The organism is Streptomyces sp. NPDC002386, assembly GCF_053593175.1.
Genome location: NZ_JBSFBX010000001.1, coordinates 705,961 through 729,351, shown reverse-complemented (window position 1 = coordinate 729,351; position 23,391 = coordinate 705,961). Strand labels below are relative to the sequence as shown.

Genomic DNA, 23,391 nt, shown 5'->3' with positions numbered 1-23,391 from the left:
ACGCCGGGTACGGCCGCCCTCTGGGGGTGTGGGTGGCGGAGCCCCCACGACGCGCGGCGAAGCCGCGCAACAACAGAGATGGCGAGGTGGTTCGCGCTTTACGCGAACACGCCTCGCCATCGTCATCGTGCGCCGCCAGGGACTCGAACCCCGGACCCGCTGATTAAGAGTCAGCTGCTCTAACCAACTGAGCTAGCGGCGCCTGCTGACGTCGTAGACATTAGCATCATGGTCGGCGGGAGGAAAAATCGATATCCGCACCGCCGCGCGGGCCGCCCGTACGGCCGCCCACAGGACCACCTCGGGGCCCGGCAGCCAGGGGTGGCGGGTGTCCGGCGCCACCAGCCAGCGGGAGCCGGCCGAGTCGGCGCCGCCGCCGGTCAGGGCCGGGACGGTCACCGCGTCACCGGTGCCGTGACAGAGCAGCGGCGGTACCGCCGCGGTGCGGTTGGACCCCCACTCCTCCCAGGTCAGCAGCGAGGGAAGCCGCTGGGCCGTACCAGGGGCGGTGAACAGCAGCATGCGGCCCCGGAACACCGCCACCGGCCCGGAACCCGCCCCCTCGTCCCACAGCCGGTCCAGCATCCGGCGCCCGAAGATCGCCGGGGCGCTCACCACGTCGAACACGGTGCCGCAGGGCAGCACCAGCGGGGCGTCGGGCCGCTCGCGCCAGAGGGCGAGCGTGCTGCGCGGGTACGTGACCGCCGAGGCGAGCCAGGAGGCTCCGTCGGCCGTGGCACAGGTGACGTTCGGCGTGCTGCTCATGCCAACCAGATTTACCCGCCGTGAGTGGGCGGTTCTCCTGAGTTGCGGAAATTCGGGACGGGAGGGGGCGGAGAGGAGTATCTTGCCCGCCTGGCATATGCCGGGCGGGATTGGTCAGATCGGATCGACGGACGGCCGGCCCTCGGTGTCGGCGCCGCGCATCAGGTCCCGGCCGAACTCGACCATCTTCTTGGCGTAGTCCTCGGTCCACTCCGCGCGTCCGGCGATGTCCGCGGGGGTGAGCCGGTCGAACCGGCGCGGGTCGGCGAGCTGGGCCGCCGCGACGGCCTGGAACTCCATGGCCCGGTCGGCCGCCGCACGGAACGCCTGGGTCAGCTCCGTCGCCCGCGCCAGCAGCTCCCGCGGGTCCTCGATCGACTCCAGGTCGAAGAAGTGCTCGGGATCGGTGGCCGCCTCCGCCGGCTCGAAGAGCAGGGGCGCGGGGCGTAGCCGCGGTTCGTTCCTGCGCGGCGTGGGCTCCGCCATGTCGCGTCTCCTCCATACGGTCGGTTCGCTGGGCACCGCCTTCGTGCGGCCCACCGTCCATTGTCCCGCGCCCCCGCAAGAGGCCCTCGGGAGCGATCCCCGCGGCCATCGCTCCACCCGGCGCTGGGCCACGTGGGTGACAGGGCGGGGTCGTGGGGGGTCATGGGCGCCATTCCACCCGGTGTTCGGCCAGGTGGGCCAGGACCGCGTGATTCGCCTCCCACCCGTCCGGGCTGTGTTCACCGGCCGCCTCCGGCGGCGTGCCGGACTCCGTCCGGCGGGTGGGCGGGACGGCTCGTGGGGCGGTCATGGGCGCCATTCCACCCGGTGTTCGGCCAGGTGGGCCAGGACCGCGTGATTCGCCTCCCACCCGTCCGGGAACTTCACCAGCGTGCCGAGCTGGACCGGCTCCGTGGACGGGTAGGCGTCCAGGAGGTCGCCGACCCCCGCGCGGCACACCACGACGCAGGCGTGGCGATGGCGGGAGGCCAGTACGCACAGGCGGCCGGTCTCCAGGTGGAAGGCCGTGGCGTCGGGGCGGCCGGAGAGCGGGTGGAGGACGACCGTGACGTCGTACTCGCGGCCCTGGAGCCGGTTGGCGGTGTCGACCGTGACGTCCGGGACGCCGAGTTCGGCCAGGGCCGCGCGCACCGCCGCGGCCTGGTCGCGGTGGGCGGTGCCGACGGCGACGCGGTCGGCGGTCAGCGGGGTCGCGTCCGGTGAGCGTTCGGACACCGCCGCGCCGCCCCGGTCCAGCAGACGCCGTACGACCGCCGCCACCGCCCGTACCGCCTCCGGGTCCGTGCGCGGGGTGTGGCGGGCGGGCAGCTGCAGCAGGCCCCAGCCGGACACGGCCGCCTCGTCGATCACCCGGTCGGGACCGGAGCCGTCGGAGGGGACCGCGAACGTCAGCCGGCGGTCGCCGTGGCCCGTGCCGCTGCGGAACGGCGTGTAGGGGTAGAAGGCGTCCGAGACCAGCGGGGCCGCCGACGCCGGCAGCCGCCAGGACACCGGCAGGCGGTGCTGCGGAAGCTCCGGGTTGTGGGCCAGCAGAGTGGTGACCGCCGAGGCCGACGGGTCGTACGACAGCCCCGCCCACTGCTCGCCGCCCACGATCGAGAACGGGTCGAGCTGCCCCGGGTCGCCGACGAACAGCGCCCGCTCGAACAGGCCGGCCACGGCCAGCAGCGAGTCCGAGCGCATCTGGTACGCCTCGTCCACGATCGCGTGCCGCCACGGCTCGTCCACCTTGACGTGCGCCCACTTCGCGGCGGTGGAGACGACGACCGGGAGGCCGTTCAGATCGGCCGCCTTCGCCGACGTGCGGACCCGCGGCAGGTCGTCCAGCGCCTTGTCGTACGGGTCGGCGTCGCTGCTGTGCAGGCGGCCCACGGGAAGGTCCGGGTCCTTCTCCGCGAGCCGCAACACCAGGTCGTCCACCTGGGCGTTGGTCTGCGCGACCACCATCAGCGGGCGCCCGGCGGCGGCGAGTTCGAGGGCCGCGCGCACCACCAGGGTGGACTTGCCCGCGCCCGGCGGGGAGTCGACGACCACGCCCCGCTCGGTGCCGTGCAGGGTGTCGTGGAGGATCGCCTCCGTGGCGCGTGCCGCCGCGGCTCCGGGGTCGAAGTCGACGGTCGTCACAGCACGTCCTCCTCGGTCACGGTGTCGGGCGCCTCGGGCGCCGCCTCGCCCGGCGGGCCGCCGTGCGTCCAGGGGGTCTCCTCCGGGTCCGGCAGCTTCGCGCCGCCGCGCTGCTCGTGCTCGAACAGCGTGAAGCAGACCGCGTCGCCCTTCTCCGGCACCGAACCCGGCTCGGGCTCCTTGCCGCGGCCCATCTTGTCCACGATCCGCAGGACGAGCACACCGTCCTCCGGGGCGCCCTCGTACCCGACGAACTCCGCCGCCTGCGGCTTGCCGCCCAGCCGGCGGAACACCTTCGCGCGCTCCGCCAGATGCGGCCGGTCCTCCGTGCGGACCGTCACCAGGGGGCGCGGGCTGGGCCGCTTGCCCTCGCTGTACGCCATGACGGCGTCGGTGACCTCGCCCGCGAAGGCCTCCCCGGCCAGCCGCCGCCCGGCCATCACCAGCGGATCGTCCAGCGCCTCCTGGGCCTCCAGCCGGGCCTGCTCGCGCTCGCGCGTGGCCAGCTTGTTGGCCGCGGTCACCGCGTCGTCCCGGCGCGGCTGCGGGGGTTCGCCGGCCAGGACCCGGTCGCGGTGGCCGGTGAACGACCAGCGGTCCCGCGTCCACCGCTCCTCGACGTGCGCGCCCTCCGGCAGCGCTCGCAGCAGGTCCAGCCCCTGCCACACCGAGTCCCAGGTCGGCCGTACGCGGCTCTCCACCAGATCGCGGACGTGCTGCTCGGCCGCGGACAGCGCGGCCAGCCGCTCGTCCGCCTGCACGGCGTCCTCGGCGGCGGCGAGGGCCGTACGGGCCCGGTCGTAGCGCTCGATGGCCGGGGCCAGCAGCTTGTTGTCGAACGCCGGATCGGTGGCCGGGCCGGCCGGCGGGCAGTGGAGCTGTCCCTCGTCGTCCCGGGCCAGCTCGGCCCACCGCGCGGCCTCCGCGCCGGTGCGTGCCCGCCGGGGCTCCTCCGCCGAGCCCGACGGCGGGGGAGGAGCGATCCAGGCGAGCAGGGCCCCCAGGTGCTGGTCCTCCAGGCCTGACTGGCCGGTCGCCCAGTGCCGGGACAGCACGTCGGTGAGGGCCAGCAGCAGGGAGGAGCCGGGCACCCGGGCCCGTTCCCCGTAGTGGGTCAGCCAGCGGCCGAGCAGCGGGACCCGGGGCGGCGCCGGGTGGGGCGCCTCCGGGTCCTGCTCGGCGGTGCGGCGGAACCGCATGGAACGGCCCAGCAGCCGTACGAAGTCGAGGCCGGCCCGGCTGGGCACGATGAGCTGGGGCGCGTCGGCGCACAGCTCGACCTCGACCTTGACCCGCTTGCCGGTCTCCGGGTCGGTCTCCGTGCGCTCGGCCGCCTCCACGTCCCCCGCGTAGGAGTCGAGGTACGGCAGGACCACGTCCGCCAGTTCGGCGAGGAACGCGAAGCGCAGGTCGCGGTCGCGGGGCTGCGGCACGACCAGCAGCCGCGGCGCGTCCCGGTCGGTGCCGACCAGCGCGCCCAGCGGGGCCCCGGCCTCACCGGCGGTGGTGAGCGGCACGAACACCAGGGGACGGCCGGACAGCCGACGGTGGCGGACGGTCGCCGCGGGCTGGGCGCGGCCGGTGCTCACGGCCTCGAGGCGGGCCAGGGTCGCGATCAGTGACACGCGGCCGCCACCTCCCGGCCGGCTGCCTCGGCCAGTGCCTCCGCGCGCAGGGCGGCCGCCCGGCGCAGGGCCGCGACCGCCGGGTCGTCCGGATCGCCGCTCTCGCCGCGGGCCGCCGAGAGGACGTCCTCGACCGTGGTCAGACCGCCGAGTTCGGCGCGCAGCGGGCGGCCGAGGCTGGTCACGGCACCGTCCGCGCGGGAGCGGTCACGGCAGTGGAAGGCCAGTTCGCAGGTGGACAGGCACTCGGGCGCGTACGCCGCCGGGACCGACTCGACGGCCGCCGTCAGCTCCTCGGCGGGCCGGTCCGGGGCGAAGCAGGTGCCCTCGGGCAGGGTGCCGGCGATGTCCTCCACGCGGGTGAGCCGGGCGAGCTGCCGGGCGGTGACCGCGCGCTGCTTGCGCACGTCGACGGCGGAGGCGGTGGGCAGGTTGGAGAAGTCCCTGGGGCAGACCAGCAGCACCCGGTGCCGCACCCGCGGGGCCGGGTCGAGCCGGGCGGCGACGTCCTCCAGGGCCAGCACGTACACCGCCGACTGCCGGGCGGCGGCGCCGACCTTCGCGGGGTCGGCCGAGCCGTCCAGCATCGGGAAGGACTTGATCTCCACGACCGTCCAGCTGCCGTCCGGGTGCACCACCACGGCGTCGGGCTCCAGGAACGCGAGCGAACCCGCCACGTCCAGCGCCAGCATCGGGTGGTCCAGCAGCGTCCAGCCGCCCGCGTCCACGGCCTCGCGCAGCGCCAATGCGGTCCGGGCCGTACGCCCCTCGGGGCCGTGCGCGGACAGGTCGGGAACCGAGGCCCCGGCGGGCGGTTCGGCGCCCGGATCGAGCCGGGAGTGGACCAGCCGCAGCAGCTCCGCGCCGCCGTCGGCCTTCACCTTCGCCTCGAACGCGTTGCCCCGGGTCAGCGCGAACTGCGACTGACCGAACCCGGACGGCGCGCCCAGCCGGTCGGCCAGCACCGCCTTGTCCACCCCGGCGCCGTCCAGGATCGCCCGCCTGCTGCACCCCGGGTTCGCGGCCAGCGCCGCGAGGGCGCGCGCGTCCAGGGCCTTGGCCGGTACGTCGGGACCGCGCAGCTCAGCGAGCCGCTGCCGGAGCCCCTTCTCCCGCGTCGCTGGGGGAGGCGTCCGGTTCGGCGGCGGAAGCGAGCTGCGACTCGCGCTGCCGTGGAATTCGCTCACCCGCGGAAGTCTGGCATCCGACACTGACAATCGGGGAACCGGCGGCCGCCGCGGGCCGCGGTGCCCGGGCGGCGAAGCGGGCCCGGAGCAGGTCGGTGGCCCGCATCAGGCGCGGCGCCAGCAGCAGGCCCACGCCCATCACGGCCACGCCCGCGACCGCGTCGAGGAAGTAGTGGTTGGCGGTGCCCATGACCACGACGGCGGTCAGCAGCGGGTAGGCGACGGCGAGGATCCTCGTCAGGCGCGTGCCGCCGTACCGCCAGAGCACGACCCCGCACCACAGGGCCCAGCCGACGTGCAGACTCGGCATCGCCGCGTACTGGTTGGTCATGCCGCCCATGCCGCGCGGCGCACTGGCCTCGCCGCCCCACCAGCCGTACGAGCTGTAGTGGGCCATCGTGTCGACGAAGCCGTATCCCGGGGAGAGCAGCCGGGGCGGGCAGGTGGGCAGCAGGGTGAAGCCGATCAGGCCGATGAACGTGGACGCCATCAGCCAGGTCCGGGCCGCCCGGTAGTGCTCGGTACGGGACCGGAACAGCCACACGAGGACGGCCGGCGTGACGACGTAGTGCAGGGAGGCGTACCAGAAGTCGGCCGGTATCCCGAGCCACGGCTCGCGCGTGAACAGCCGGTTGAGCGGGTGCTCGGCGTTCAGGTAGAGGGCCTTCTCCAGGCGCAGGATCGCCAGGCCGTGGTCGACGGCGGACGAGACGTCGCCCCGGGCGAGCAGGCGGCCGGCCGAGTAGCAGCCGTAGACCAGCAGGATCAGGGGCAGCTCGGTCCACCACCGCAGCCGGGCCCGCTGGGTCACCTCGATGCCCGGTGTGTCGGTCTGCGGCATCCGATCGCCCTCCCCCTTCTGCTGCGGCGCGCCACGGCGGCGCCGTGCCACTTTACGGTGTCCGCATCCCGGCCACGCGGGCGCTTCAGCCCTCAAAGACGCGGGTACCGCCCGCCGGGTTGCCCGTGGCCCGGCTGAGCGATGATGGGAGTACCGCGTCTTCCGCCCAAGATGCCCAAGAGCTGTTCCACCCGTCCCCGAAAGGTCTCCCATGGCACCGCGCATCCTGCTGGCCCGGCACGGACAGACGGAGTGGTCGCTGTCCGGCAAGCACACCGGCAGGACCGACGTACCGCTGCTCGAGGAGGGGCGGCGCGGGGCCAAGCTGCTCGGCGAGCGGCTGCACCGCGCTCCGCTGGACGGGTTGCCGGAGGCCGAGGTGCGGACCAGTCCGCTGGTGCGCGCGCGTGAGACGTGCGAACTGGCCGGGTTCGGTGAGCGCGCCGCCGTCTGGGACACGCTCATGGAGTGGGACTACGGCGCCTACGAGGGCATGACCCCCGCCGAGATCCAGGCCGGCCGGCCCGACTGGCTGATCTGGCGGGACGGCGTACCCGAGGGCGAGAGCCTCGCGGAGGTCACCGCGCGCGCGGACGAGGTGGTGGAGTGGGCCCGGTCGGCGGACCGGGACGTGCTGGTGTTCGCGCACGGGCACATTCTGCGGTCCATCGGGGCGCGTTGGCTGGGGCTGCCGCTGGCGTTCGCGGGGCGGATACGGCTCAACCCGACCTCGCTGTCGGTGCTGGGGTGGGCTTACGGGGAGCCTGCCATCGAGAGCTGGAACGACGTGGGGCACCTGGCCGGGTGACCAGGCGCCCGGTGCCGTGGCCGCGGGTCTACCCCCGCCCCGCCCTGGGGGTCGAGGCGTGGCGGTCCAGGAAGTCGGAGACTCCCGAGGCGCGGCGGTGCGGGAGCAGCACCCGGGCCGTGCCCGCCAGCATGGTCTGGATGCGGGAGGACTGGACCTGGGTGAGCAGGTCCAGGACGCGCAGGCCCGCCGCCGCCGCCTCGTCGGGGCGGCCCTCACGGGCCAGGTCGTCGGCCAGTTCGGCGGTGTAGAGGGCGATGTTGCGGGTGAAGTGGGGGTCCTGGAGACGGGCCGCCCGGCGGGCGTGCCGGGACGCGCGCCGCCAGTCGCCCAGCGTCGACCAGCACTGCGCCTCCAGGCCCTCCAGCTCGGCCTCTCCGTAGAAGCTCATCCACTCGGGGTCGGCGTCCGAGTGGCCCCGCTCGAAGAGGGCCTGCGCCCGGGCCAGCGCCTGTTCGCAGCCCGTGCGGTCGGCGAGCCCCGCCCAGCCGCCCGCCTCGCGCAGCGCGAGCAGGGACATCAGCCGCGGCGAGCCCAGGGGAGCCGCGGCCCGGCGTGCGGCCTGCGCGGCGCGCACCGCCTCCCGGGGGCGGCCGGCGTCCCGGGCCAGGAACGCGGTGTTGCAGAAGGCGTGCGCCTCCAGGGCCGGGTCGCCGGTCATCCGGGCGGTGGCCAGTGCTTCGGCGTAGTGCGAGCGGGCGTCGTCGAAACGGCCGGAGTCATGGGCCAGCCAGCCCACCGAGATGGCCAGTTCACCGGCGCCCGAGTGCAGGCGCTCGGCGGTCGTCTGCCGGGTCGCGCCCGCGTCCAGAAGCGCGTAGGCGGCGCGCAGTGGTGCGGCCGCGCGCTGGTACAGGCCGTCCGCGCCGTGCCGGTCGTCGAGCAGCCGGATGCGGCGGACGGCCTCCTCGAGCGCGGCCGCCTCGGGGGTGCCGACGCGGCGCGACGGGCGGACCGCCGCGGTGGCGTCGAAGGTGAGCCCCAGCGGGCCCAGCGTGGCGGCGGCCACGGTGGCGCCTCCGCCGGTCATGAATGCGCGACGCAGCACGTCGCTCTCCTCGTGGTTCAGGGGGTGGTTCTCGTACGGCTCGTGCGGGTCGTACGGGTCCTGCGTGTCATACGGCTCATGGGCCCCCCGCGTCTCAGTGGTACCGAAAGCCGGGGGTGTCCCGGAGGCCGTACGTGCCGCGCGCCCGCGGACGGACGAGCGCGGCGCGAAGCCGAGGTCGCTGAGCGTGCGGCCGGGGAACATGTGCAGGAACACCCGTTCGTACGCGTAGTTCGGGCAGCGGATCTCACCCGCCTCGACCCTGCCGACGTAGCGCGCGTCACAGCTCACCCGCTCGCCGATCTCGCGCGCGGCCCGCCGCACCAGCGCCGCGAACTCGGCCGGTGAGTGCCGGCCGCGCAGCTGCCGGAAGGCGAGGTTCGGCCGTGCGGGCCGTTCGGACTGTGACGCGGTCTCCGTTGACGACGCCATGGCCGGGTCCTCTCGTGCGAACCGTCGAACCAAGCCGGATCCGAGGTGGATTCGGTCTGAGTTGTCCGTGTGACACCCTGGTTCCGGCGGGCAAGAACGTACCCGCTGTGTCGGACCCGCCACGCAGTGTTTGGCTACAAAACGGATATCTCACCCACGATCTGCCATGAACTGCCATCCTTTGCGGCGCACTTGTGCCGTAGCCGTTGACGGGCTCGCGCGTTGGACTCCACGGACCGCAAACGTGCAGCGTGGTGGAGGCCGGCATGGAGACCAGCCAGAGCAACGATCCCTGTACACCGGGCGCGCCACCGTCCGCGTCGGGGAGTGACGCGACCTGCGACCTCGTGACGGTGCCGGCCCGTCAGGGACTGGAGGCCGTCGACATCCTGCGACGCGGCGCGCCGGAGAACGTGGGTCCCGTCCTGCACGACGACGGCTGCGACACCCTCGGCTTCCTGGTCCCCGCCGGCACCGCCGCCTGCTGGGACGTGCCGGGCAGCACCTGCACGGAGACCGACGGACGCGGACTGAGACTCAACCCCGAGCCGCCGGTGGAGGGCTCGGACTGGCTGCTGCCGCCCGGCGAGGCCGACCTCGCGACCGATCCCGCGGTGCTGCGCCGGGCCCTCGGTGAGGCGGCCCGGATGATCGAGGCGGCCGACAACTGCCGGTGAGGCACCCGCTCGGCACGCCTGCGAAAATGGCCCCATGGGCAGGTCGAGAACCAGCCGGCGCAGACCGGCCGACGCGCAGGCCGTCACGGAATCCGTCGACGGCGGGCTCGCACAGCTCGTGCCCGACCCCGACCGCCCCCGGGCCCGGACGCTGCTGATCGACGGGGCGCCCCAGTCGCACGTGGACCTGGACGACCCCGCGTACCTCTCCTTCGAGTACCAGCGCCGGCTCGGTCATGTCATCGACCTCGCCGCGCCGCCCGGCCGGCCGGTGCAGGCCGTGCATCTGGGCGGTGGCGCCCTCACGCTCGCCCGCTACGTCGCCGCCACCCGGCCGCGCTCCACCCAGCAGGTCGTCGAGCGCGACGCGGCCCTCGTCCAACTGGTGCGGCGGGAGCTGCCGCTCGACCCGAACGCGCGGATACGGGTGCGCTCGACGGACGCCCGCGAGGGACTGGGCAGGATCCCGGACGGCTGGGCCGACCTGATCATCGCCGACGTCTTCAGCGGTGCCCGGACCCCCGCCCACCTCACCTCCACCGAGTTCCTGGACGAGGTCCGCCGGGTCCTCAAGCCGTCCGGTGTCTACGCCGCCAACGTCGCCGACGGGCCGCCGCTCGCGCACCTGCGCGGTCAGATAGCCACCGTCGCCGCCCGCTTCCCGGACCTCGCGCTGATCGCGGACCCGGCCGTGCTGCGCGGCAAACGCTTCGGCAACGCCGTCCTGGCCGCCTCCGGGCTGCCGCTGCCGCTCGCCGAACTCACCCGCCGCGCCGCCTCCGACCCGCACCCCGCCCGGGTCGAACACGGGGGCCGGCTCACCGACTTCACCGGCGGCGCCGCCCCCGTCACGGACGAGGCGGCGGTGGCCTCCCCGGCCCCGCCGCCCTCGGTCTTCCGCTGACCGACCGGCCGACCTGCCCACGGCCCCTCAGTACGTGCCCACTTCGACGCGCGGCGGGCCGTCGTGCCAGGTGCAGAACACCGACACCCGGTCGGCGTCCCGGCTGAACTCCACCCGGATCCAGCTCTCCGTCTTCCACACCTGCATCGACCAGCCGGTGCCCGGCGTCGCCGAGACGAGCGTCGCGTCGGCCGTGCCCAGGTCGAAGACCGCCCGGCCGCCTTCGGTGCCGTAGGCCTTGACCCGGCCGGAAGCGGTGGGACCGGCGGAGGCGGACGGGGAGGCACCGGCGGTACGGGACGGGGTCCGGGAGGGCGTGCGGGCCGGCTGCCCGGCCGGCGGGCTCTTCGGCCGGGGCGGCCGGGCGGTGGGCGAACCCACCGGTTTCGAGCCCCGCGTGGTGGTGTCGGCCGCCGTGATCGGCAGGGCGCGCGGCGGGTCGTAGGCCGTGCCGGCCATCACCGTGTGCACACCCCACCACGACAGCGTGACCGCCGCGCCCGTGGCGAGCAGCCAGGCCAGTACGTGTACGAGTCCTCTGCGCATCGCGGCCATACTGCCCCAGGGGCACCGTGGTGCGCACTCGTCCCCGGTCATCCACAGGCGGGGCACCGGCGTCGGCCGCATGGCGTACGGTGCGGCGCATGGCAAGTGTGCTCGTGGTCGAGGACGACCAGTTCGTGCGCTCGGCGCTCATCCGGCACCTGACCGACGCCGCCCACACCGTGCGCAGCGTCGGTACGGCACTGGAGGCGCTGCGCGAGGTCGCCCATCTCCGTTTCGACGTGGTCGTCCTGGACCTCGGACTGCCCGACCTGGACGGCTCCGAGGCCCTGAAGATGCTGCGCGGCATCACGGACGTGCCCGTCATCATCGCCACCGCGCGGGACGACGAGGCGGAGATCGTCCGGCTGCTCAACGCGGGGGCGGACGACTACCTGACCAAGCCGTTCTCCGTCGAGCACCTGTCGGCCCGCATGGCGGCCGTGCTGCGTCGGGCCCGGGCCGCCGGCGGCGAGGCACCGCCCTCCAGCGTCCTGCGGGTCGGCGGGCTCACCGTCGATCCGCTGCGCCGCCAGGCCGAACTGGACGGGACCCGCCTCGACCTGACCCGCCGCGAGTTCGACCTGCTCGCCTTCCTCGCCGGCCGTCCCGGCGTCGTCGTGGCCCGCAGGGAACTCCTCGCCGAGGTCTGGCAGCAGTCCTACGGCGACGACCAGACGATCGACGTCCATCTGTCCTGGCTGCGCCGGAAGCTGGGGGAGACCGCGGCCCGCCCGCGCTATCTGCACACCCTCCGGGGTGTCGGCGTGAAGCTGGAGCCGCCCGGGGAAGGGGAGCCGACGCGATGAGATGGGCTCTGGTCAAGGTGTGCCTGGCGGTCACCACCATGGTCGTGATCGCCTTCGCGGTACCCCTCGGACTGGTCGTGAAGGAGATGGCCCGCGACCGGGCGTTCTCCAACGCCGAACGGGAGGCCGCCGCGGTCGCCCCCGCGCTGTCCATCACCACCGACCGGGACAAGCTGGAACGGGTGGTGGCGTCGGCGGGCGCCGACTCCGGGATGGCCGTGCACCTGCCCGCCGACGGCCGCCGCGGAGCACTGGACCTCGGCCGCCAGCGCGCCGCCGGCGAGGACATCGCCGCCGTCCGGAAACTGGGCCGCGCCTCCACCACCTCCGTCTCCGGCGGCTCCACGCTGCTGCAGCCGGTCGCGCTCGGCTCCGGCGCGATCGCGGTCGTCGAGGTGTACGTGCCCGAGTCCGAGACGAGCAACGGCGTCGGCACGGCCTGGGCGGTGCTCGCGGCGGTCGGTCTCGCGCTGATCGTCGGCTCGGTCGCGGTCGCCGACCGGCTCGGGGTGCGCGTGGTGCGGCCCGCCCAACGGCTGGTCGAGAGCGCGCACGAGCTCGGCGAGGGCAATCTGGGGGCCCGGGTGCCGGAAGACGGGCCGGCCGAACTGCGGTTCGCGGCGGTCGCGTTCAACTCCATGGCCGACCAGGTCGTGCAACTGCTGGCCAACGAGCGCGAGCTGGCGGCCGACCTGTCGCACCGGCTGCGCACTCCGCTGACCGTGCTCCGGCTGAACGCGGCCTCCCTCGGCGCCGGGGCCGCCGCCGAGCAGACCCGGGCGGCCGTGGCGCAGCTGGAAGGCGAGGTCGACACCATCATCCGCACCGCCCGGGAGGCCAAGCCGCAGACGGTGGCCGCCGGTCCGGGCGCCGGCTGCGACGCGGCCGAAGTGGTGCGCGAGCGGATGGAGTTCTGGTCCGCGCTGGCGGAGGACGAGGGCCGCAAGTGGCGGGTGGCCGGGGTCGAGCGGCCGGTGCGCATACCCGTGGCCCGCGCCGATCTGGCCGCCGCCCTCGACGCGCTGCTCGGCAACGTCTTCCGGCACACGGCCGAGGGCACCGCCTTCGCGGTCGACGTGCACAGCGCGGAGGACGCGGTGATCGTGCTGATCTCCGACGCGGGCCCCGGCATACCCGACCCCGACGCGGCGATGGCCCGCGGCCGCGGCTCCGGCAGCGCGGGCTCGACCGGGCTCGGCCTGGACATCGTGCGCCGCCTCGCCGAGGCCACCGGCGGTGACGTGCGCATCGGCTCCTCGGTGCTGGGCGGGACCGAGGTGCGGATCTGGTTCCAGATCGACGGCCGGAAGCCCGCCGGCCGGGGACACCGGGGGAGTGTGCGCCGACGCCGCCGGACGGCGGGCGCCCGCTGACGTTCCGTTCGCACCGGACCACGGATTGGTCTCGACCTTTAACCGTCCCCGATCCCTTCCTTAAGCGCACCCTAAGGACTACGACGGCCGTCCCCATCGGCCCGTTTGCCCGTTTCCGGCTCGCTAGCGTGCTGCCGCACCCCACCCCCCGTGAACAGCGAAGGCAGGCACGCGCATGAGCACGCACCGGCGCAGGATCAGTGGCAGGAACAAGGCGATCGGCTCCGTGGTGGCCGCGGCGGTGATCGGTGGCGGCGCCCTCCTGCTCACCGGTACGGCGAACGCGGCCGGGGTCAACGCCGCGTACACCAGGACCAGCGACTGGTCGACGGGCTACTCCGCGCAGTACGTCGTCACCAACAACAGCGGCCGGACGGAGAAGACCTGGACGCTGGAGTTCGACCTGCCCGCGGGCGCGAAGCTCGGTTCCCTGTGGAACGCCGAGGCCGGCGTCAGCGGTCAGCACGTGACCGTGAAGCCCGCGAAGTGGGACACCGAGGGCCTGGCCGTCGGCAAGTCGGTCACCGTCGGCTTCGTGGTCAACGGCACGGGCGACCCGACGGGCTGCCGGGTCGACGACGCGCGGTGTTCCGCGGACGACGGCGCCACCCCCGAGCCGAGCGGCCGCCCGACCCGGACCCCGACCCCCGGCGCCACGCCGAGCCAGAGCACCACGCCGAGCCAGAGCACCACGCCGAGCCAGAGCACCACGCCGGCCCCGAGCGCGACCCCGACCCCCTCGCAGAGCACGGGCACCGGCACCACCGCCTCGGCCGGCTTCGCCCCCTACGTGGACACCTCCCTCTACCCGGCCTTCGACCTCCTCGCCGCGGCCGACGCGACCGGCGTGAAGAACTTCAACCTCGCCTTCGTCACCGACGGCGGCGGCTGCACTCCCAAGTGGGGCGGTGTCACCGACCTCACCGGCGACGTGGTGGCCGCGCAGATAGGCTCCCTGCGCGCCAGGGGCGGTGACGTCCGGGTCTCCTTCGGCGGCGCCTCCGGCTCGGAGCTGGCCACCACCTGCTCCTCGGTGGACGCCCTGGCGGCCGCGTACGGCAAGGCCGTGGACGCCTTCAAGCTGACCAAGGTCGACTTCGACGTCGAGGGCGGCGCGCTGCCCGACACCGCGGCCAACACCCGCCGGGCCCGGGCCATCGCCAAGCTCCAGGCCCAGCACCCGGACCTGGACGTCTCCTTCACCCTGCCGGTGATGCCCGAGGGACTGACCCAGGACGGCGTGAACCTCCTGTCCGACGCCAAGTCGAACGGTGTCAGGATCGACACCGTCAACATCATGGCGATGGACTACGGGCCCGCGTACAGCGGTGACATGGGCACCTACGCCGTGCAGGCCGCCACCGCCACCCAGGCCCAGGTCAAGAGCGTGCTGGGGCTGTCCGACCCGGCCGCCTGGAAGACGGTCGCGGTCACCCCGATGATCGGTGTCAACGACGTCTCCACCGAGGTCTTCAAGGTCGACGACGCCACCCAGCTCGTGGACTTCGCCAAGTCCAAGGGCCTCGGCTGGCTCTCCATGTGGTCCGCGACCCGCGACAAGCAGTGCGACGGAGGCACCAAGCCCACCGCAGACGCCACCTGCAGCTCCGTCACCCAGGACAAGTTCGCCTTCGCCAAGGCCTTCGGCGCCTTCAACTGAGCCGGGCACGACGGCATGACGTGGGCGCGGCACCCCCTATCCGGGTGCCGCGCCCACGCCGTCCGGCGGTCCGGGCCGCCGGACGGTCCCTCAGACCGCCGGCTCCACCGCCGTCGGCAGCGCTCCCGCCCGGGCCACCTGGCCGTACCAGCGGGCGCTCGACTTCGGGGTGCGCTCCAGCGTCGCGTAGTCCACGTACACCGCGCCGAACCGCTTGTCGTAGCCGTACGCCCACTCGAAGTTGTCCATCAGGGACCACAGGTAGTAGCCGCGGACGTCGGCGCCGTCGGCGATGGCCCTGCGGACCGCGGCCAGGTGGCCGTGCAGATAGGCGACGCGCTCGGGGTCGTGCACCCGGCCGTCGGCGTCGGGCTTGTCGTCGTAGGCCGCGCCGTTCTCCGTGATGTACAGCGGCAGGCCCGGCGCCTCGCGCGAATAGCGCATGATCAGCTCGTGCAGCCCGGTCGGGTCGACGGTCCAGCCCATCTCGGTCCGCTCGCCCGGCGTCTGGTGGAACAGCACGTCGTCGGCGGCCGGCCAGGGGGAGTGCGCTCCGGCGCCGTGACCGTCCGCCCGCGGGCCCGCGGCCCTGCCGTCCGCCGCGGAGACCAGGGTCGGGGTGTAGTAGTTCAGGCCCAGCGCGTCCAGCGGCGACCTGATCGCGCGCAGGTCCCCGTCCAGTACGAACGACCAGTCGGTGACCGGGGCGGTCTCGGTGAACAGGGTCTCCGGGTAGGCGCCGTGCAGGACGGGGCCGTGGAAGACGCCGTTGGCCAGGTTGTCGATCCGGCGGGCCGCCGCCAGATCGGCCGGGCTCTGGGAGAGCGGGCGCACCACCGAGGAGTTCAGGCTGAGCGCGATCTCGCCGCGGGCCGGCAGCACAGACCGCAGGGCCGCCGCCCCCAGGCCGTGCGCCAGGTTGAGGTGGTGGGCCGCGCGCAGGGCGGCCGCCGGGTCGGTGCGCCCGGGGGCGTGCACGCCGGAGCCGTAGCCCAGGAAGGCGCTGCACCACGGCTCGTTGAGGGTGATCCACTGATCCACCCGGTCGCCGAGCGCCTCGCCGACCAGCCGCGCGTACTCGGCGAACCGGTGGGCGGTGTCCCGCTCCGGCCAGCCGCCGGCGTCCTCCAGTTCCTGGGGCAGATCCCAGTGGTAGAGGGTGATCGCCGGTCTGATGCCGTGCGCCAGCAGCTCGTCCACCAGGCGGCGGTAGAAGTCCAGGCCCACCTGGACCGCCGGGCCCCGGCCGGTCGGCTGCACCCGGGACCAGGAGACGGAGAAGCGGTAGGCGGTCAGGCCCAGCTCCGCCATCAGCGCGACGTCCTCGCGGTAGCGGTGGTAGTGGTCGACGGCGACGTCACCGGTGTCCCCGCCCGCGGTCCTGCCGGGGGTGTGGCTGAAGGTGTCCCAGATCGAGGGAGTTCGGCCGTCCTCCCGCACCGCGCCCTCGATCTGGTACGCGGACGTCGCGGCGCCCCAGAGGAACGCGGGAGGGAAGGGCGCGGACGGCAAGGGCTCTGTCATGGAGGGACTCCCCGGATCGGCTGCGCCCCATTGTGCATGGGAGCGCTCCCATGCGGAAGCCCCCACCCTTCCCGGTACGGGCTCTCACAGCCGGCGCCCGGCTCGCGGCAGGCTCGTCGCAGAGCCTGCCCCGGGCTCCGTCCCGGCGGCCCGCCTCAGGTTCCGTTTCGCCGCCCGTGCCCGATTCCGTTTCCCGGCCCGCGCCCGGTTCCGGTTCACGGCTCGCGGCCGCATCGCGCGGCGGCGCCGCCGCTCAGGCCGACTCCCGCACGACCAGCCGGGTCGGCAGGACCACCTGGCGGCGGCCGGCCCGTCCCGCTATCTCGTCCAGCAGCAGGTCGGCCATGGCGCGCCCCATCTCCTCCATCGGCTGGCGGACGCTGGTCAGCGGAGGGTCGATGTGCCGCGCCACGATCGAGTCGTCGAAGCCGACGACGGCCACGTCGTCCGGGACCCGCCGGCCCGCGGCGCGCAGTTCGAGCACCGCCCCGGAGGCCATCACGTCGGAGGCCGCGAACACCGCGTCGAGCCCGGGGCGCCTGCGCAGCAGCTCACGCATCGCCGCGCGCCCGCCCTCCTCGGTGAAGTCGCCCGGCTCGATCAGTTCCTCGTCCACCGCGACCCCCGCGGTCCGCAGGGCCTCGCGGTAGCCGTCGAGCCTGGTCCGGGCCGCGTCCATGTCCAGGGGCCCGGTGATGGTGGCGACCGTGCGCCGCCCCCTGCCGAGCAGGTGCTGGACCGCGCTGCGGGCGCCGCCGCCGTTGTCCGCGCGGACATGGCCGAGCGGTTCCGGATCGCCGCGCCGCCCGGCCAGCACGGTGGGCACGGACAGTTCGTCCAGCAGGTCCGGGAGGGTGTCGTCGCGGTGGACCGCCACCATCAGGACGCCGTCCACCCGCTGGGCGGTCAGGTACGAGGCCAGGCGCCGGTGTTTCCTGCCGTCCCGCGCGAGCACCAGCAGCAACTGCATCCCGGCGTGGGTGAGCCGGGTGGAGGCGCCCTTGATGATCCCCGAGAAGTACGGCTCCGCGAACAGCCGGCTCTCGGCCCCCGGAACGACCAGGGCCACGGCGTCGGTGCGGGCGGTGGCCAGGGAGCGCGCGGCGCGGTTGGGGACGTAGCCGAGTTCGGCGATCGCCTGCTCCACCGCGGCCCGGGCCCGGTCGCTCACCTGGGGGGAGCCGTTGAGCACCCGGGACACCGTGCCACGGCCGACACCGGCCCGAGCGGCCACGGCGTTCAGCGTCGGGCGCCGGACGCCGAGTGCTTCGGGCGGCTGGGCGTGGCTCATCGTTCACCTTCCGGTGTGCGGCAAGGGCGTGCCTCATTGTGTCCCAGTGCGGGGCGGGACCGGCCGCCCCGTTCGGGCCGTCCGCCGGGCCGGAGCGAAGATCATCCCTGTGACCAGCGTGGATCCACCGGGAGGCGGTCGGATGTCCAGAGTGGGGCAGGGGATTTCGTGACACGTTCACGTGACGTCTGGGACACGCTCAGGCAACAACGCTGTTTTCAAGTCTTGACACCCGACCCCCACAGCAAGGAGTCTTCCGGCATGCCGCGTGGGAGCGGTCCCACGGAAGGTTCCGGGGCTCGACTCGCGCGGATCAAAGCACTGATGGCCTTTCCCTCTACCTCGCATGACACACCGTTGACCAGCGCCTTTGCACCGCACGTCGCGTGCTGTGAGCCGGCCGCTGCTCGAAATCGAGAGGGCAGGTCCGGACCGCCGAGCCTTGGCGGTCTGTTTCCTGGGGTCCCGTTTCCCACCGGAACAAGGAGTAGTGGAATGCGCATCACCGGTACCGACGGCGGAGGCGGTCGCCGTCGCAGAGCGGCGGCCCTCGCCACCACGGTCCTGACGGCATCGGCCCTGCTGCTGACGGGCTGCAGCAGTGACGACGACTCGGACGCCTCGGCCGACGGCTCGATCACCCTCACCGTGGCCGACTTCGGGCAGTTCGGCTACAAGGAGGCCGGTCTGTTCGCCAAGTACCACGAACTCCACCCGAAGATCACGGTGAAGGAAGAGGTCACCGCCAACGAGCAGGACTACTACCCCAAGCTTCTTCAGCAGCTGAACACGGGCAGCGGGCTGGGAGACGTCACCGGTGTCGAGGTCGGCCGGATCAAGGAGGTCGTCGACACCCAGGCGGACAAGTTCGCCGACCTGAGCAAGTCGATCGACGTGAACGACTGGGTCTCCTGGAAGGAGAAGCAGGCCACCACGAAGGACGGCAAGGTCGTCGGCGCCGGTACCGACATCGGCCCGATGTCGCTGTGCTACCGCCGTGACCTGTTCGAGAAGGCGGGCCTGCCCACCGACCGCGAGGACGTCGCCAAGGCGATAGCCGGCGGCTGGGAGGACTACCTGAAGCTCGGCGAGCAGTACAAGAAGAAGGCGCCGTCCGGCACCTACTTCATGGACTCCGCGAGCGCCATGTTCAACGCGGTCGTCAGCTCCTCGGACAAGCAGTACTACGGCACCGACGGCAAGCCGGTCTACAAGGACAGCGCCTCGGTGCAGCAGGGCTGGGACCTCTCCGCCGAGGCCGCGTCCAAGAAGCTGACCCACGGTCTGCCGCAGTTCACCGACGCGTGGACGGCGGCGCTGCGCAAGGGCAGCGTGGCCACGGTGGCCTGCCCGGCGTGGATGGCCGGCCAGATCTCCACCAACTCCGGTGACGCCTTCAAGGGCAAGTGGGACATCTCCCGCGCGCCCGGTTCCACCGCGGCCAACTGGGGCGGCTCCTTCCTGGCGGTCCCGCAGGGCGGCAAGCACGTCAAGGAGGCCACCGAGCTGGTCAAGTGGCTGACGGCGCCCGAGCAGCAGGCGGCCGTGTTCAAGGCGATCGGCGTCTTCCCGTCCAACAAGGGCGCCTACGACCTGGCCGACGTGAAGAGCGCGAAGCTCCCGTACTTCAACGACGCCCCGATCGGTCAGATTTACGCGGAGGAGGCCAAGTCCATCCCCGAGGCGGTGCTCGGCCCGAAGGACGCCGTCATCAAGGACACGATCTCGACGCAGATCAACAACATGGAGCAGCGGGGCACCAAGCCCGCCGACGCGTGGAAGGCCGCGACCGAGTCGATCGACAAGGCGATCGGCTGACGAGCGCCGGGGCGGGCCGGTCCCCAGGACCGCCCGCCCCGCGCCCGCGCGTCCGGCCGGGTCCCGCCGCGCCGGTGCCGTGACCGCGAGGGCCCACCGGTGGCCGGGCGGCGACGCGGCACCGCCGACGCGGCGGCAACCGGCGTCCGGCGCCCGGGCGGTGGATCCGGTGCCCGGCACCGGAGGCGGACCCGGGCGCCGGCCCGGTCGGCGCACCGTCGAGGCGCCGGTCCGCGATCCGCGTCCGTGAGCCGCGCCCGGCGTACCGGGCCGGCCGGACCGGATCCGGGCCGCCGGGCCCTGGCCGCCCGGCCGGGCGGCTCGGTACCGTACCGGCCGCCGTGGCGCGCGGGACGGGGGCCGGCGCGCGGTCCGGCGGACGCCGCGCCCGCCCCGTATCCGGCCGAAACCCTGCAGATAAGGACTCCTCCGTGGCAACAGCAACCCCCACCCGGGGCGCGTACAGCCCGCCGCCCGGCGGTTCCGGCGCCGTGTCCGACGGACCCGGCCCCCGCACCTGGCGCAGCCGGCTGTGGCGCTTCGACGACCTGGCGTCGCCCTACGCCTACATCGCGCCCTTCTTCCTCATCTTCGGAGCCTTCGGGCTCTACCCGCTCCTCTACACCGGCTGGATCGCCCTGCACCGGGTGGAGATGACCAGCCTCGGCCAGTCCGAGTGGGTCGGCTGGGACAACTTCTCCAGGATCCTCCAGGACTCGGAGTTCTGGACCGCCGTCGCCAACACCTTCGTCATCGGCGTCATATCGACCGTTCCCCAGCTCCTCGTGGCGCTGGGCCTGGCCCATCTGCTCAACTACAAGCTGCGGGCCAGCACGTTCTGGCGGACGCTCATCCTCACCCCGTACGCCACCTCGGTGGCGACCGCGGCACTGGTCTTCGCCCTGGTCTTCCGCGCGGACGGCGGCATCCTCAACTGGGTGCTGCACTTCGCCGGCATCGACAACATCGACTGGGGCAACGGCGAGTGGACGTCCAAGATCGCCATCTCGGTCATCGTGATCTGGCGCTGGACCGGCTACAACGCCCTGATCTACCTGGCGGCCATGCAGGCCGTGCCGACCGATCTGTACGAGGCCGCCTCGATCGACGGCGCGTCGCGCTGGCAGCAGTTCCGCAAGGTGACGATCCCCTCGCTGCGGCCGACGATCCTGTTCACCATCGTCATCTCGACCATCGGCTCCATGCAGCTGTTCGGCGAGCCGCTGCTGCTGCAGGGCGGAACGCTGGGGTCCATCGGCGGCAGTGAGCACCAGTACGAAACCCTCAGCATCTACCTCTTCAACTACGGCTGGAAGCTGGGGCACCTGGGTCCGGCCGCCGCCGTGGCCTGGGCGATGCTCGTCCTGCTGCTGCTGATCGCCCTGATCAACTGGATCGTCGGCCGGTTCGTGCGCAAGAGCGCGGCCTGACGGGAGCGACTTCGATGACCACGACCAGTCCCATCAAGACCGCGGCCGACCTCACCCCGGCCCCTCCGTCCGCCCCCGGCAGCGGCGGCCGCGCCCGCCTCAAGCTCGGCGCCGGCCAGCAGCTCAAGGGCGGCCCCTTCACCTACGCGGCCCTCGTCGTCGTCGGCCTGGGATCGATCTTCCCGCTGTACTGGACCCTGGTCGCCGCCTCGCACGACCAGCAGCGGGTCCTGGACAGCCCGCCGCCGCTGCTGCCGGGCGGCAGACTGTGGAGCAACCTCCAGGCCGCCTGGGAGCAGGCCAACCTGGGCAAGGCCATCGTCAACAGCGTCGTCGTGGCCGGCTGCATCACCGCGGCGACCCTGTTCTTCTGCACGCTGGCCGGCTACGCCTTCGCCAAGATGCGCTTCCGCGGCCGCGGCTTCCTGATGACCGCGGTCATCGCCACGCTGACCATCCCGCCGCAGCTCAGCGTCGTCCCGCTGTTCATGATGATGTCGGACATCGGGTGGGGCGGGAAGCTGGAGTCGGTGATCTTCCCGACCCTCGTCGGCGCCTTCGGCGTCTTCTTCATGCGCCAGTACCTGCTGGAGGCCCTGCCCTACGAGCTGATCGAGGCGGCCAAGGTGGACGGCGCGACCAACTTCCGCATCGTGTGGAGCGTGGTCCTGCCCGTGGCCCGGCCCGCCATGATGGTGCTCGGGATGCTCACCTTCGTGCAGGCGTGGAACGACTTCTTCTGGCCCTTCCTCGCCCTGAACCAGCAGAACCCCACCATCCAGGTGGCGCTCGGCCAGCTCAGCGCCTCCTACACCCCCGACCAGAGCATCGTCATGGCCGGCGCGCTGATCAGCACACTTCCGCTGCTGCTGGTCTTCGTGGTCTTCGGCAAGCAGATCGTCGGGGGCATCATGTCGGGCGCCGTCAAGGGCTGACGGCACAGCCGTCCCGGGCAGCAGACCGACCTTTACACACGCCACTTTGGGAGCGCTCTCACCATGACCGCTGTACGACCCGAGCCGACGACCCGGCCGGCCGCGGACCTCTCCTTCCCGCCCGGCTTCGTCTGGGGCGCGGCCACCGCCGCCTACCAGGTCGAGGGCGCGGCCGCCGAGGACGGACGCACGCCCTCCATCTGGGACACCTTCAGCCACACGCCCGGCAGGGTGCGCAACGGCGACACCGGCGACATCGCCGCCGACCACTACCACCGCTACCGCGACGACGTGGCGCTGATGAAGGACCTCGGCCTGCAGGCGTACCGGTTCTCCGTCTCCTGGTCCCGGGTGCAGCCCACCGGGCGGGGGCCCGCCGTCGAACGCGGCCTGGACTTCTACCGCCGCCTCACCGACGAACTGCTCGAGGCCGGCATCACCCCCGTCGCCACCCTCTACCACTGGGACCTGCCGCAGGAGCTCGAGGACGCGGGCGGCTGGCCGCAGCGCGACACCGCGCAGCGCTTCGCCGAGTACGCCGAGACGGTGGGCCGGGCGCTCGGGGACCGCGTCGGGGTGTGGACCACGCTCAACGAGCCGTGGTGCTCGGCCTTCCTCGGCTACGGCTCCGGCGTGCACGCGCCCGGCCGCACCGACCCGGCAGCCACCCTGCGCGCCGCCCACCACCTCAACCTCGCGCACGGCCGGGCGGTCGGTGCGCTGCGCTCGGTCCTGCCCAGCACGGCGCAGCTCTCCATCACCCTCAACCTGCACCAGGTGAGCCCGCTCACCGACGCCCCCGGCGACCTGGAGGCGGCCCGCCGCATCGACGCGGTCGGCAACCGGATCTTCACCGGCCCGATCCTCGACGGCGCCTACCCCGAGGACCTGCTCGCGGACACCGCCCGCATCGTCGACTGGGACGAGCTGGTGCGCGCCGGCGACCTCGCCGAGATCTCCCGCCCGATCGACGTGCTGGGCGTCAACTACTACTCGCCGACCGTGGTCTCGCACCCCGCCGACGGCGCCGGCACCACCAAGAACGACGGTCACGGGGCCAGCGACCACTCGCCGTGGACCGGCTCCGAGGACGTCTCCTTCCACCTCGCCAACGACGAGCTGACGGCGATGAACTGGGCCATCGACGCCAACGGCCTGCACACCCTGCTGGCCGGCACGGCGGCGGCGCACCCCGGACTGCCGCTGATGGTCACCGAGAACGGCGCCGCCTTCGACGACTACGTCTCGCCCGAGGGGAAGGTGAACGACCCGCAGCGGATCGCCTATCTCCGCGGCCACCTGGAAGCGGTCCGGCGCGCCATCGCCGACGGCGTCGACGTCCGGGGCTACTTCCTGTGGTCGCTGCTGGACAACTTCGAGTGGTCCTACGGCTACTCGAAGCGGTTCGGCGCCGTCTACGTCGACTACGGCACCCAGCGCCGCATCCCCAAGGCCAGCGCCCACTGGTACAGCGACGTGATCCGCCGCAACGCGCTGCCGGACGCCGGCCCGCGGATGTGACGTCCGCCCGCCGCCCGGCCGGGGGAGCCGCCGTCCCGGCGGCACCCCCCGCGCCGTGGAGCCGGTCCGC

21 protein-coding genes and 1 tRNA gene are annotated in these 23,391 nt (G+C 73.5%); 10 read left to right on the top strand and 12 right to left on the bottom strand.

Annotation, left to right across the window (positions count from 1 at the left end):
• Positions 1 to 128: 128 nt before the first annotated feature.
• The 8 genes from ACWCPN_RS03235 to ACWCPN_RS03200 all read right to left on the bottom strand — a co-directional run bounded on the left by ACWCPN_RS03235 (position 129) and on the right by ACWCPN_RS03200 (position 6,548).
• A tRNA-Lys gene (locus ACWCPN_RS03235) sits at positions 129 to 202 on the bottom strand.
• Entirely contained in the window at positions 193 to 765 is a 573-nt protein-coding gene (locus ACWCPN_RS03230; RefSeq protein ID WP_451202096.1) for a bifunctional DNA primase/polymerase, read from the bottom strand. Before ACWCPN_RS03230 ends, ACWCPN_RS03235 begins: the two co-directional genes overlap by 10 nt.
• A 114-nt stretch (positions 766 to 879) precedes the next feature.
• Positions 880 to 1,251, bottom strand: coding sequence for a hypothetical protein (locus tag ACWCPN_RS03225; RefSeq protein WP_199210672.1), 372 nt, complete (start codon positions 1,249 to 1,251; stop codon positions 880 to 882).
• Between the two features lie 160 nt (positions 1,252 to 1,411).
• Positions 1,412 to 1,561: a hypothetical protein gene (locus ACWCPN_RS03220; protein ID WP_451202095.1), complete on the bottom strand. Its 150-nt coding sequence runs from the start codon at positions 1,559 to 1,561 to the stop codon at positions 1,412 to 1,414.
• Positions 1,558 to 2,895 (bottom strand): AAA family ATPase, encoded by a 1,338-nt coding sequence (locus ACWCPN_RS03215; protein WP_451202094.1) that lies wholly within the window; start codon positions 2,893 to 2,895, stop codon positions 1,558 to 1,560. The genes ACWCPN_RS03220 and ACWCPN_RS03215 overlap by 4 nt, the downstream gene beginning before the upstream one ends.
• Positions 2,892 to 4,520, bottom strand: a complete 1,629-nt coding sequence (locus ACWCPN_RS03210; RefSeq protein WP_451202093.1) for a hypothetical protein — start codon at positions 4,518 to 4,520, stop codon at positions 2,892 to 2,894. Before ACWCPN_RS03210 ends, ACWCPN_RS03215 begins: the two co-directional genes overlap by 4 nt.
• Positions 4,511 to 5,707, bottom strand: coding sequence for a hypothetical protein (locus ACWCPN_RS03205; RefSeq protein ID WP_451202091.1), 1,197 nt, complete (start codon positions 5,705 to 5,707; stop codon positions 4,511 to 4,513). The genes ACWCPN_RS03210 and ACWCPN_RS03205 overlap by 10 nt, the downstream gene beginning before the upstream one ends.
• Complete coding sequence (locus ACWCPN_RS03200) at positions 5,604 to 6,548, bottom strand: phosphatase PAP2 family protein (protein ID WP_451202090.1); 945 nt, start codon at positions 6,546 to 6,548, stop codon at positions 5,604 to 5,606. The genes ACWCPN_RS03205 and ACWCPN_RS03200 overlap by 104 nt, the downstream gene beginning before the upstream one ends.
• A 211-nt stretch (positions 6,549 to 6,759) precedes the next feature.
• Here ACWCPN_RS03200 and ACWCPN_RS03195 point away from each other — a divergent pair, with 211 nt between their 5' ends.
• Positions 6,760 to 7,356 (top strand): histidine phosphatase family protein, encoded by a 597-nt coding sequence (locus ACWCPN_RS03195; RefSeq protein ID WP_451202089.1) that lies wholly within the window; start codon positions 6,760 to 6,762, stop codon positions 7,354 to 7,356.
• A 28-nt stretch (positions 7,357 to 7,384) separates the two neighbouring features.
• On the opposite strand, the gene ACWCPN_RS03190 is transcribed toward ACWCPN_RS03195, so the two are convergent.
• Positions 7,385 to 8,836, bottom strand: a complete 1,452-nt coding sequence (locus tag ACWCPN_RS03190) for a hypothetical protein (RefSeq protein ID WP_451202087.1) — start codon at positions 8,834 to 8,836, stop codon at positions 7,385 to 7,387.
• Positions 8,837 to 9,102: 266 nt separating this feature from the next.
• Here ACWCPN_RS03190 and ACWCPN_RS03185 point away from each other — a divergent pair, with 266 nt between their 5' ends.
• Entirely contained in the window at positions 9,103 to 9,513 is a 411-nt protein-coding gene (locus ACWCPN_RS03185) for a hypothetical protein (RefSeq protein ID WP_451202086.1), read from the top strand.
• Positions 9,514 to 9,547: 34 nt separating this feature from the next.
• Positions 9,548 to 10,417, top strand: coding sequence for a spermidine synthase (locus ACWCPN_RS03180; protein ID WP_451202085.1), 870 nt, complete (start codon positions 9,548 to 9,550; stop codon positions 10,415 to 10,417).
• Positions 10,418 to 10,444: 27 nt separating this feature from the next.
• On the opposite strand, the gene ACWCPN_RS03175 is transcribed toward ACWCPN_RS03180, so the two are convergent.
• A complete protein-coding gene (locus tag ACWCPN_RS03175; RefSeq protein ID WP_451202084.1) occupies positions 10,445 to 10,963 on the bottom strand; it encodes a hypothetical protein in 519 nt (172 codons plus the stop codon).
• 98 nt (positions 10,964 to 11,061) lie between these two features.
• Here ACWCPN_RS03175 and ACWCPN_RS03170 point away from each other — a divergent pair, with 98 nt between their 5' ends.
• The 3 genes from ACWCPN_RS03170 to ACWCPN_RS03160 all read left to right on the top strand — a co-directional run bounded on the left by ACWCPN_RS03170 (position 11,062) and on the right by ACWCPN_RS03160 (position 14,802).
• Positions 11,062 to 11,769: a response regulator transcription factor gene (locus tag ACWCPN_RS03170; RefSeq protein ID WP_451202083.1), complete on the top strand. Its 708-nt coding sequence runs from the start codon at positions 11,062 to 11,064 to the stop codon at positions 11,767 to 11,769.
• On the top strand, positions 11,766 to 13,142 hold the full coding sequence (locus tag ACWCPN_RS03165; protein ID WP_451202081.1) for a sensor histidine kinase: 1,377 nt from the start codon (positions 11,766 to 11,768) through the stop codon (positions 13,140 to 13,142). The genes ACWCPN_RS03170 and ACWCPN_RS03165 overlap by 4 nt, the downstream gene beginning before the upstream one ends.
• Positions 13,143 to 13,317: 175 nt before the next feature.
• Positions 13,318 to 14,802, top strand: a complete 1,485-nt coding sequence (locus ACWCPN_RS03160; RefSeq protein WP_451202080.1) for a cellulose binding domain-containing protein — start codon at positions 13,318 to 13,320, stop codon at positions 14,800 to 14,802.
• 90 nt (positions 14,803 to 14,892) lie between these two features.
• On the opposite strand, the gene ACWCPN_RS03155 is transcribed toward ACWCPN_RS03160, so the two are convergent.
• On the bottom strand, positions 14,893 to 16,326 hold the full coding sequence (locus ACWCPN_RS03155) for a GH1 family beta-glucosidase (RefSeq protein WP_451202078.1): 1,434 nt from the start codon (positions 16,324 to 16,326) through the stop codon (positions 14,893 to 14,895).
• A 253-nt stretch (positions 16,327 to 16,579) separates the two neighbouring features.
• A complete protein-coding gene (locus ACWCPN_RS03150; protein ID WP_451202076.1) occupies positions 16,580 to 17,617 on the bottom strand; it encodes a LacI family DNA-binding transcriptional regulator in 1,038 nt (345 codons plus the stop codon).
• 495 nt (positions 17,618 to 18,112) lie between these two features.
• Between ACWCPN_RS03150 and ACWCPN_RS03145 the strand changes: the two genes are divergently transcribed.
• From ACWCPN_RS03145 to ACWCPN_RS03130, 4 genes are all read left to right on the top strand, one after another.
• Positions 18,113 to 19,435, top strand: a complete 1,323-nt coding sequence (locus ACWCPN_RS03145; protein WP_451202074.1) for an ABC transporter substrate-binding protein — start codon at positions 18,113 to 18,115, stop codon at positions 19,433 to 19,435.
• Positions 19,436 to 19,866: 431 nt separating this feature from the next.
• Positions 19,867 to 20,865, top strand: a complete 999-nt coding sequence (locus tag ACWCPN_RS03140; RefSeq protein WP_199210663.1) for a carbohydrate ABC transporter permease — start codon at positions 19,867 to 19,869, stop codon at positions 20,863 to 20,865.
• Positions 20,866 to 20,879: 14 nt separating this feature from the next.
• Entirely contained in the window at positions 20,880 to 21,800 is a 921-nt protein-coding gene (locus ACWCPN_RS03135; RefSeq protein ID WP_365127021.1) for a carbohydrate ABC transporter permease, read from the top strand.
• Positions 21,801 to 21,863: 63 nt separating this feature from the next.
• A complete protein-coding gene (locus ACWCPN_RS03130) occupies positions 21,864 to 23,321 on the top strand; it encodes a GH1 family beta-glucosidase (RefSeq protein WP_451202072.1) in 1,458 nt (485 codons plus the stop codon).
• Positions 23,322 to 23,391: the final 70 nt, after the last annotated feature.

Excerpts from the sequence above, each read along its gene's own strand:
- ACWCPN_RS03130 (WP_451202072.1), top strand. The coding sequence starts at position 21,864 with ATGACCGCTGTACGACCCGAGCCGACGACCCGGCCGGCCGCGGACCTC.
- ACWCPN_RS03180 (WP_451202085.1), top strand. The coding sequence starts at position 9,548 with ATGGGCAGGTCGAGAACCAGCCGGCGCAGACCGGCCGACGCGCAGGCC.
- ACWCPN_RS03225 (WP_199210672.1), bottom strand. The coding sequence starts at position 1,251 with ATGGCGGAGCCCACGCCGCGCAGGAACGAACCGCGGCTACGCCCCGCG.
- ACWCPN_RS03190 (WP_451202087.1), bottom strand. The coding sequence starts at position 8,836 with ATGGCGTCGTCAACGGAGACCGCGTCACAGTCCGAACGGCCCGCACGG.
- ACWCPN_RS03185 (WP_451202086.1), top strand. The coding sequence starts at position 9,103 with ATGGAGACCAGCCAGAGCAACGATCCCTGTACACCGGGCGCGCCACCG.
- ACWCPN_RS03175 (WP_451202084.1), bottom strand. The coding sequence starts at position 10,963 with ATGCGCAGAGGACTCGTACACGTACTGGCCTGGCTGCTCGCCACGGGC.
- ACWCPN_RS03170 (WP_451202083.1), top strand. The coding sequence starts at position 11,062 with ATGGCAAGTGTGCTCGTGGTCGAGGACGACCAGTTCGTGCGCTCGGCG.
- ACWCPN_RS03135 (WP_365127021.1), top strand. The coding sequence starts at position 20,880 with ATGACCACGACCAGTCCCATCAAGACCGCGGCCGACCTCACCCCGGCC.
- ACWCPN_RS03150 (WP_451202076.1), bottom strand. The coding sequence starts at position 17,617 with ATGAGCCACGCCCAGCCGCCCGAAGCACTCGGCGTCCGGCGCCCGACG.
- ACWCPN_RS03200 (WP_451202090.1), bottom strand. The coding sequence starts at position 6,548 with ATGCCGCAGACCGACACACCGGGCATCGAGGTGACCCAGCGGGCCCGG.
- ACWCPN_RS03195 (WP_451202089.1), top strand. The coding sequence starts at position 6,760 with ATGGCACCGCGCATCCTGCTGGCCCGGCACGGACAGACGGAGTGGTCG.
- ACWCPN_RS03165 (WP_451202081.1), top strand. The coding sequence starts at position 11,766 with ATGAGATGGGCTCTGGTCAAGGTGTGCCTGGCGGTCACCACCATGGTC.
- ACWCPN_RS03155 (WP_451202078.1), bottom strand. The coding sequence starts at position 16,326 with ATGACAGAGCCCTTGCCGTCCGCGCCCTTCCCTCCCGCGTTCCTCTGG.
- ACWCPN_RS03220 (WP_451202095.1), bottom strand. The coding sequence starts at position 1,561 with ATGACCGCCCCACGAGCCGTCCCGCCCACCCGCCGGACGGAGTCCGGC.
- ACWCPN_RS03230 (WP_451202096.1), bottom strand. The coding sequence starts at position 765 with ATGAGCAGCACGCCGAACGTCACCTGTGCCACGGCCGACGGAGCCTCC.
- ACWCPN_RS03145 (WP_451202074.1), top strand. The coding sequence starts at position 18,113 with ATGCGCATCACCGGTACCGACGGCGGAGGCGGTCGCCGTCGCAGAGCG.
- ACWCPN_RS03160 (WP_451202080.1), top strand. The coding sequence starts at position 13,318 with ATGAGCACGCACCGGCGCAGGATCAGTGGCAGGAACAAGGCGATCGGC.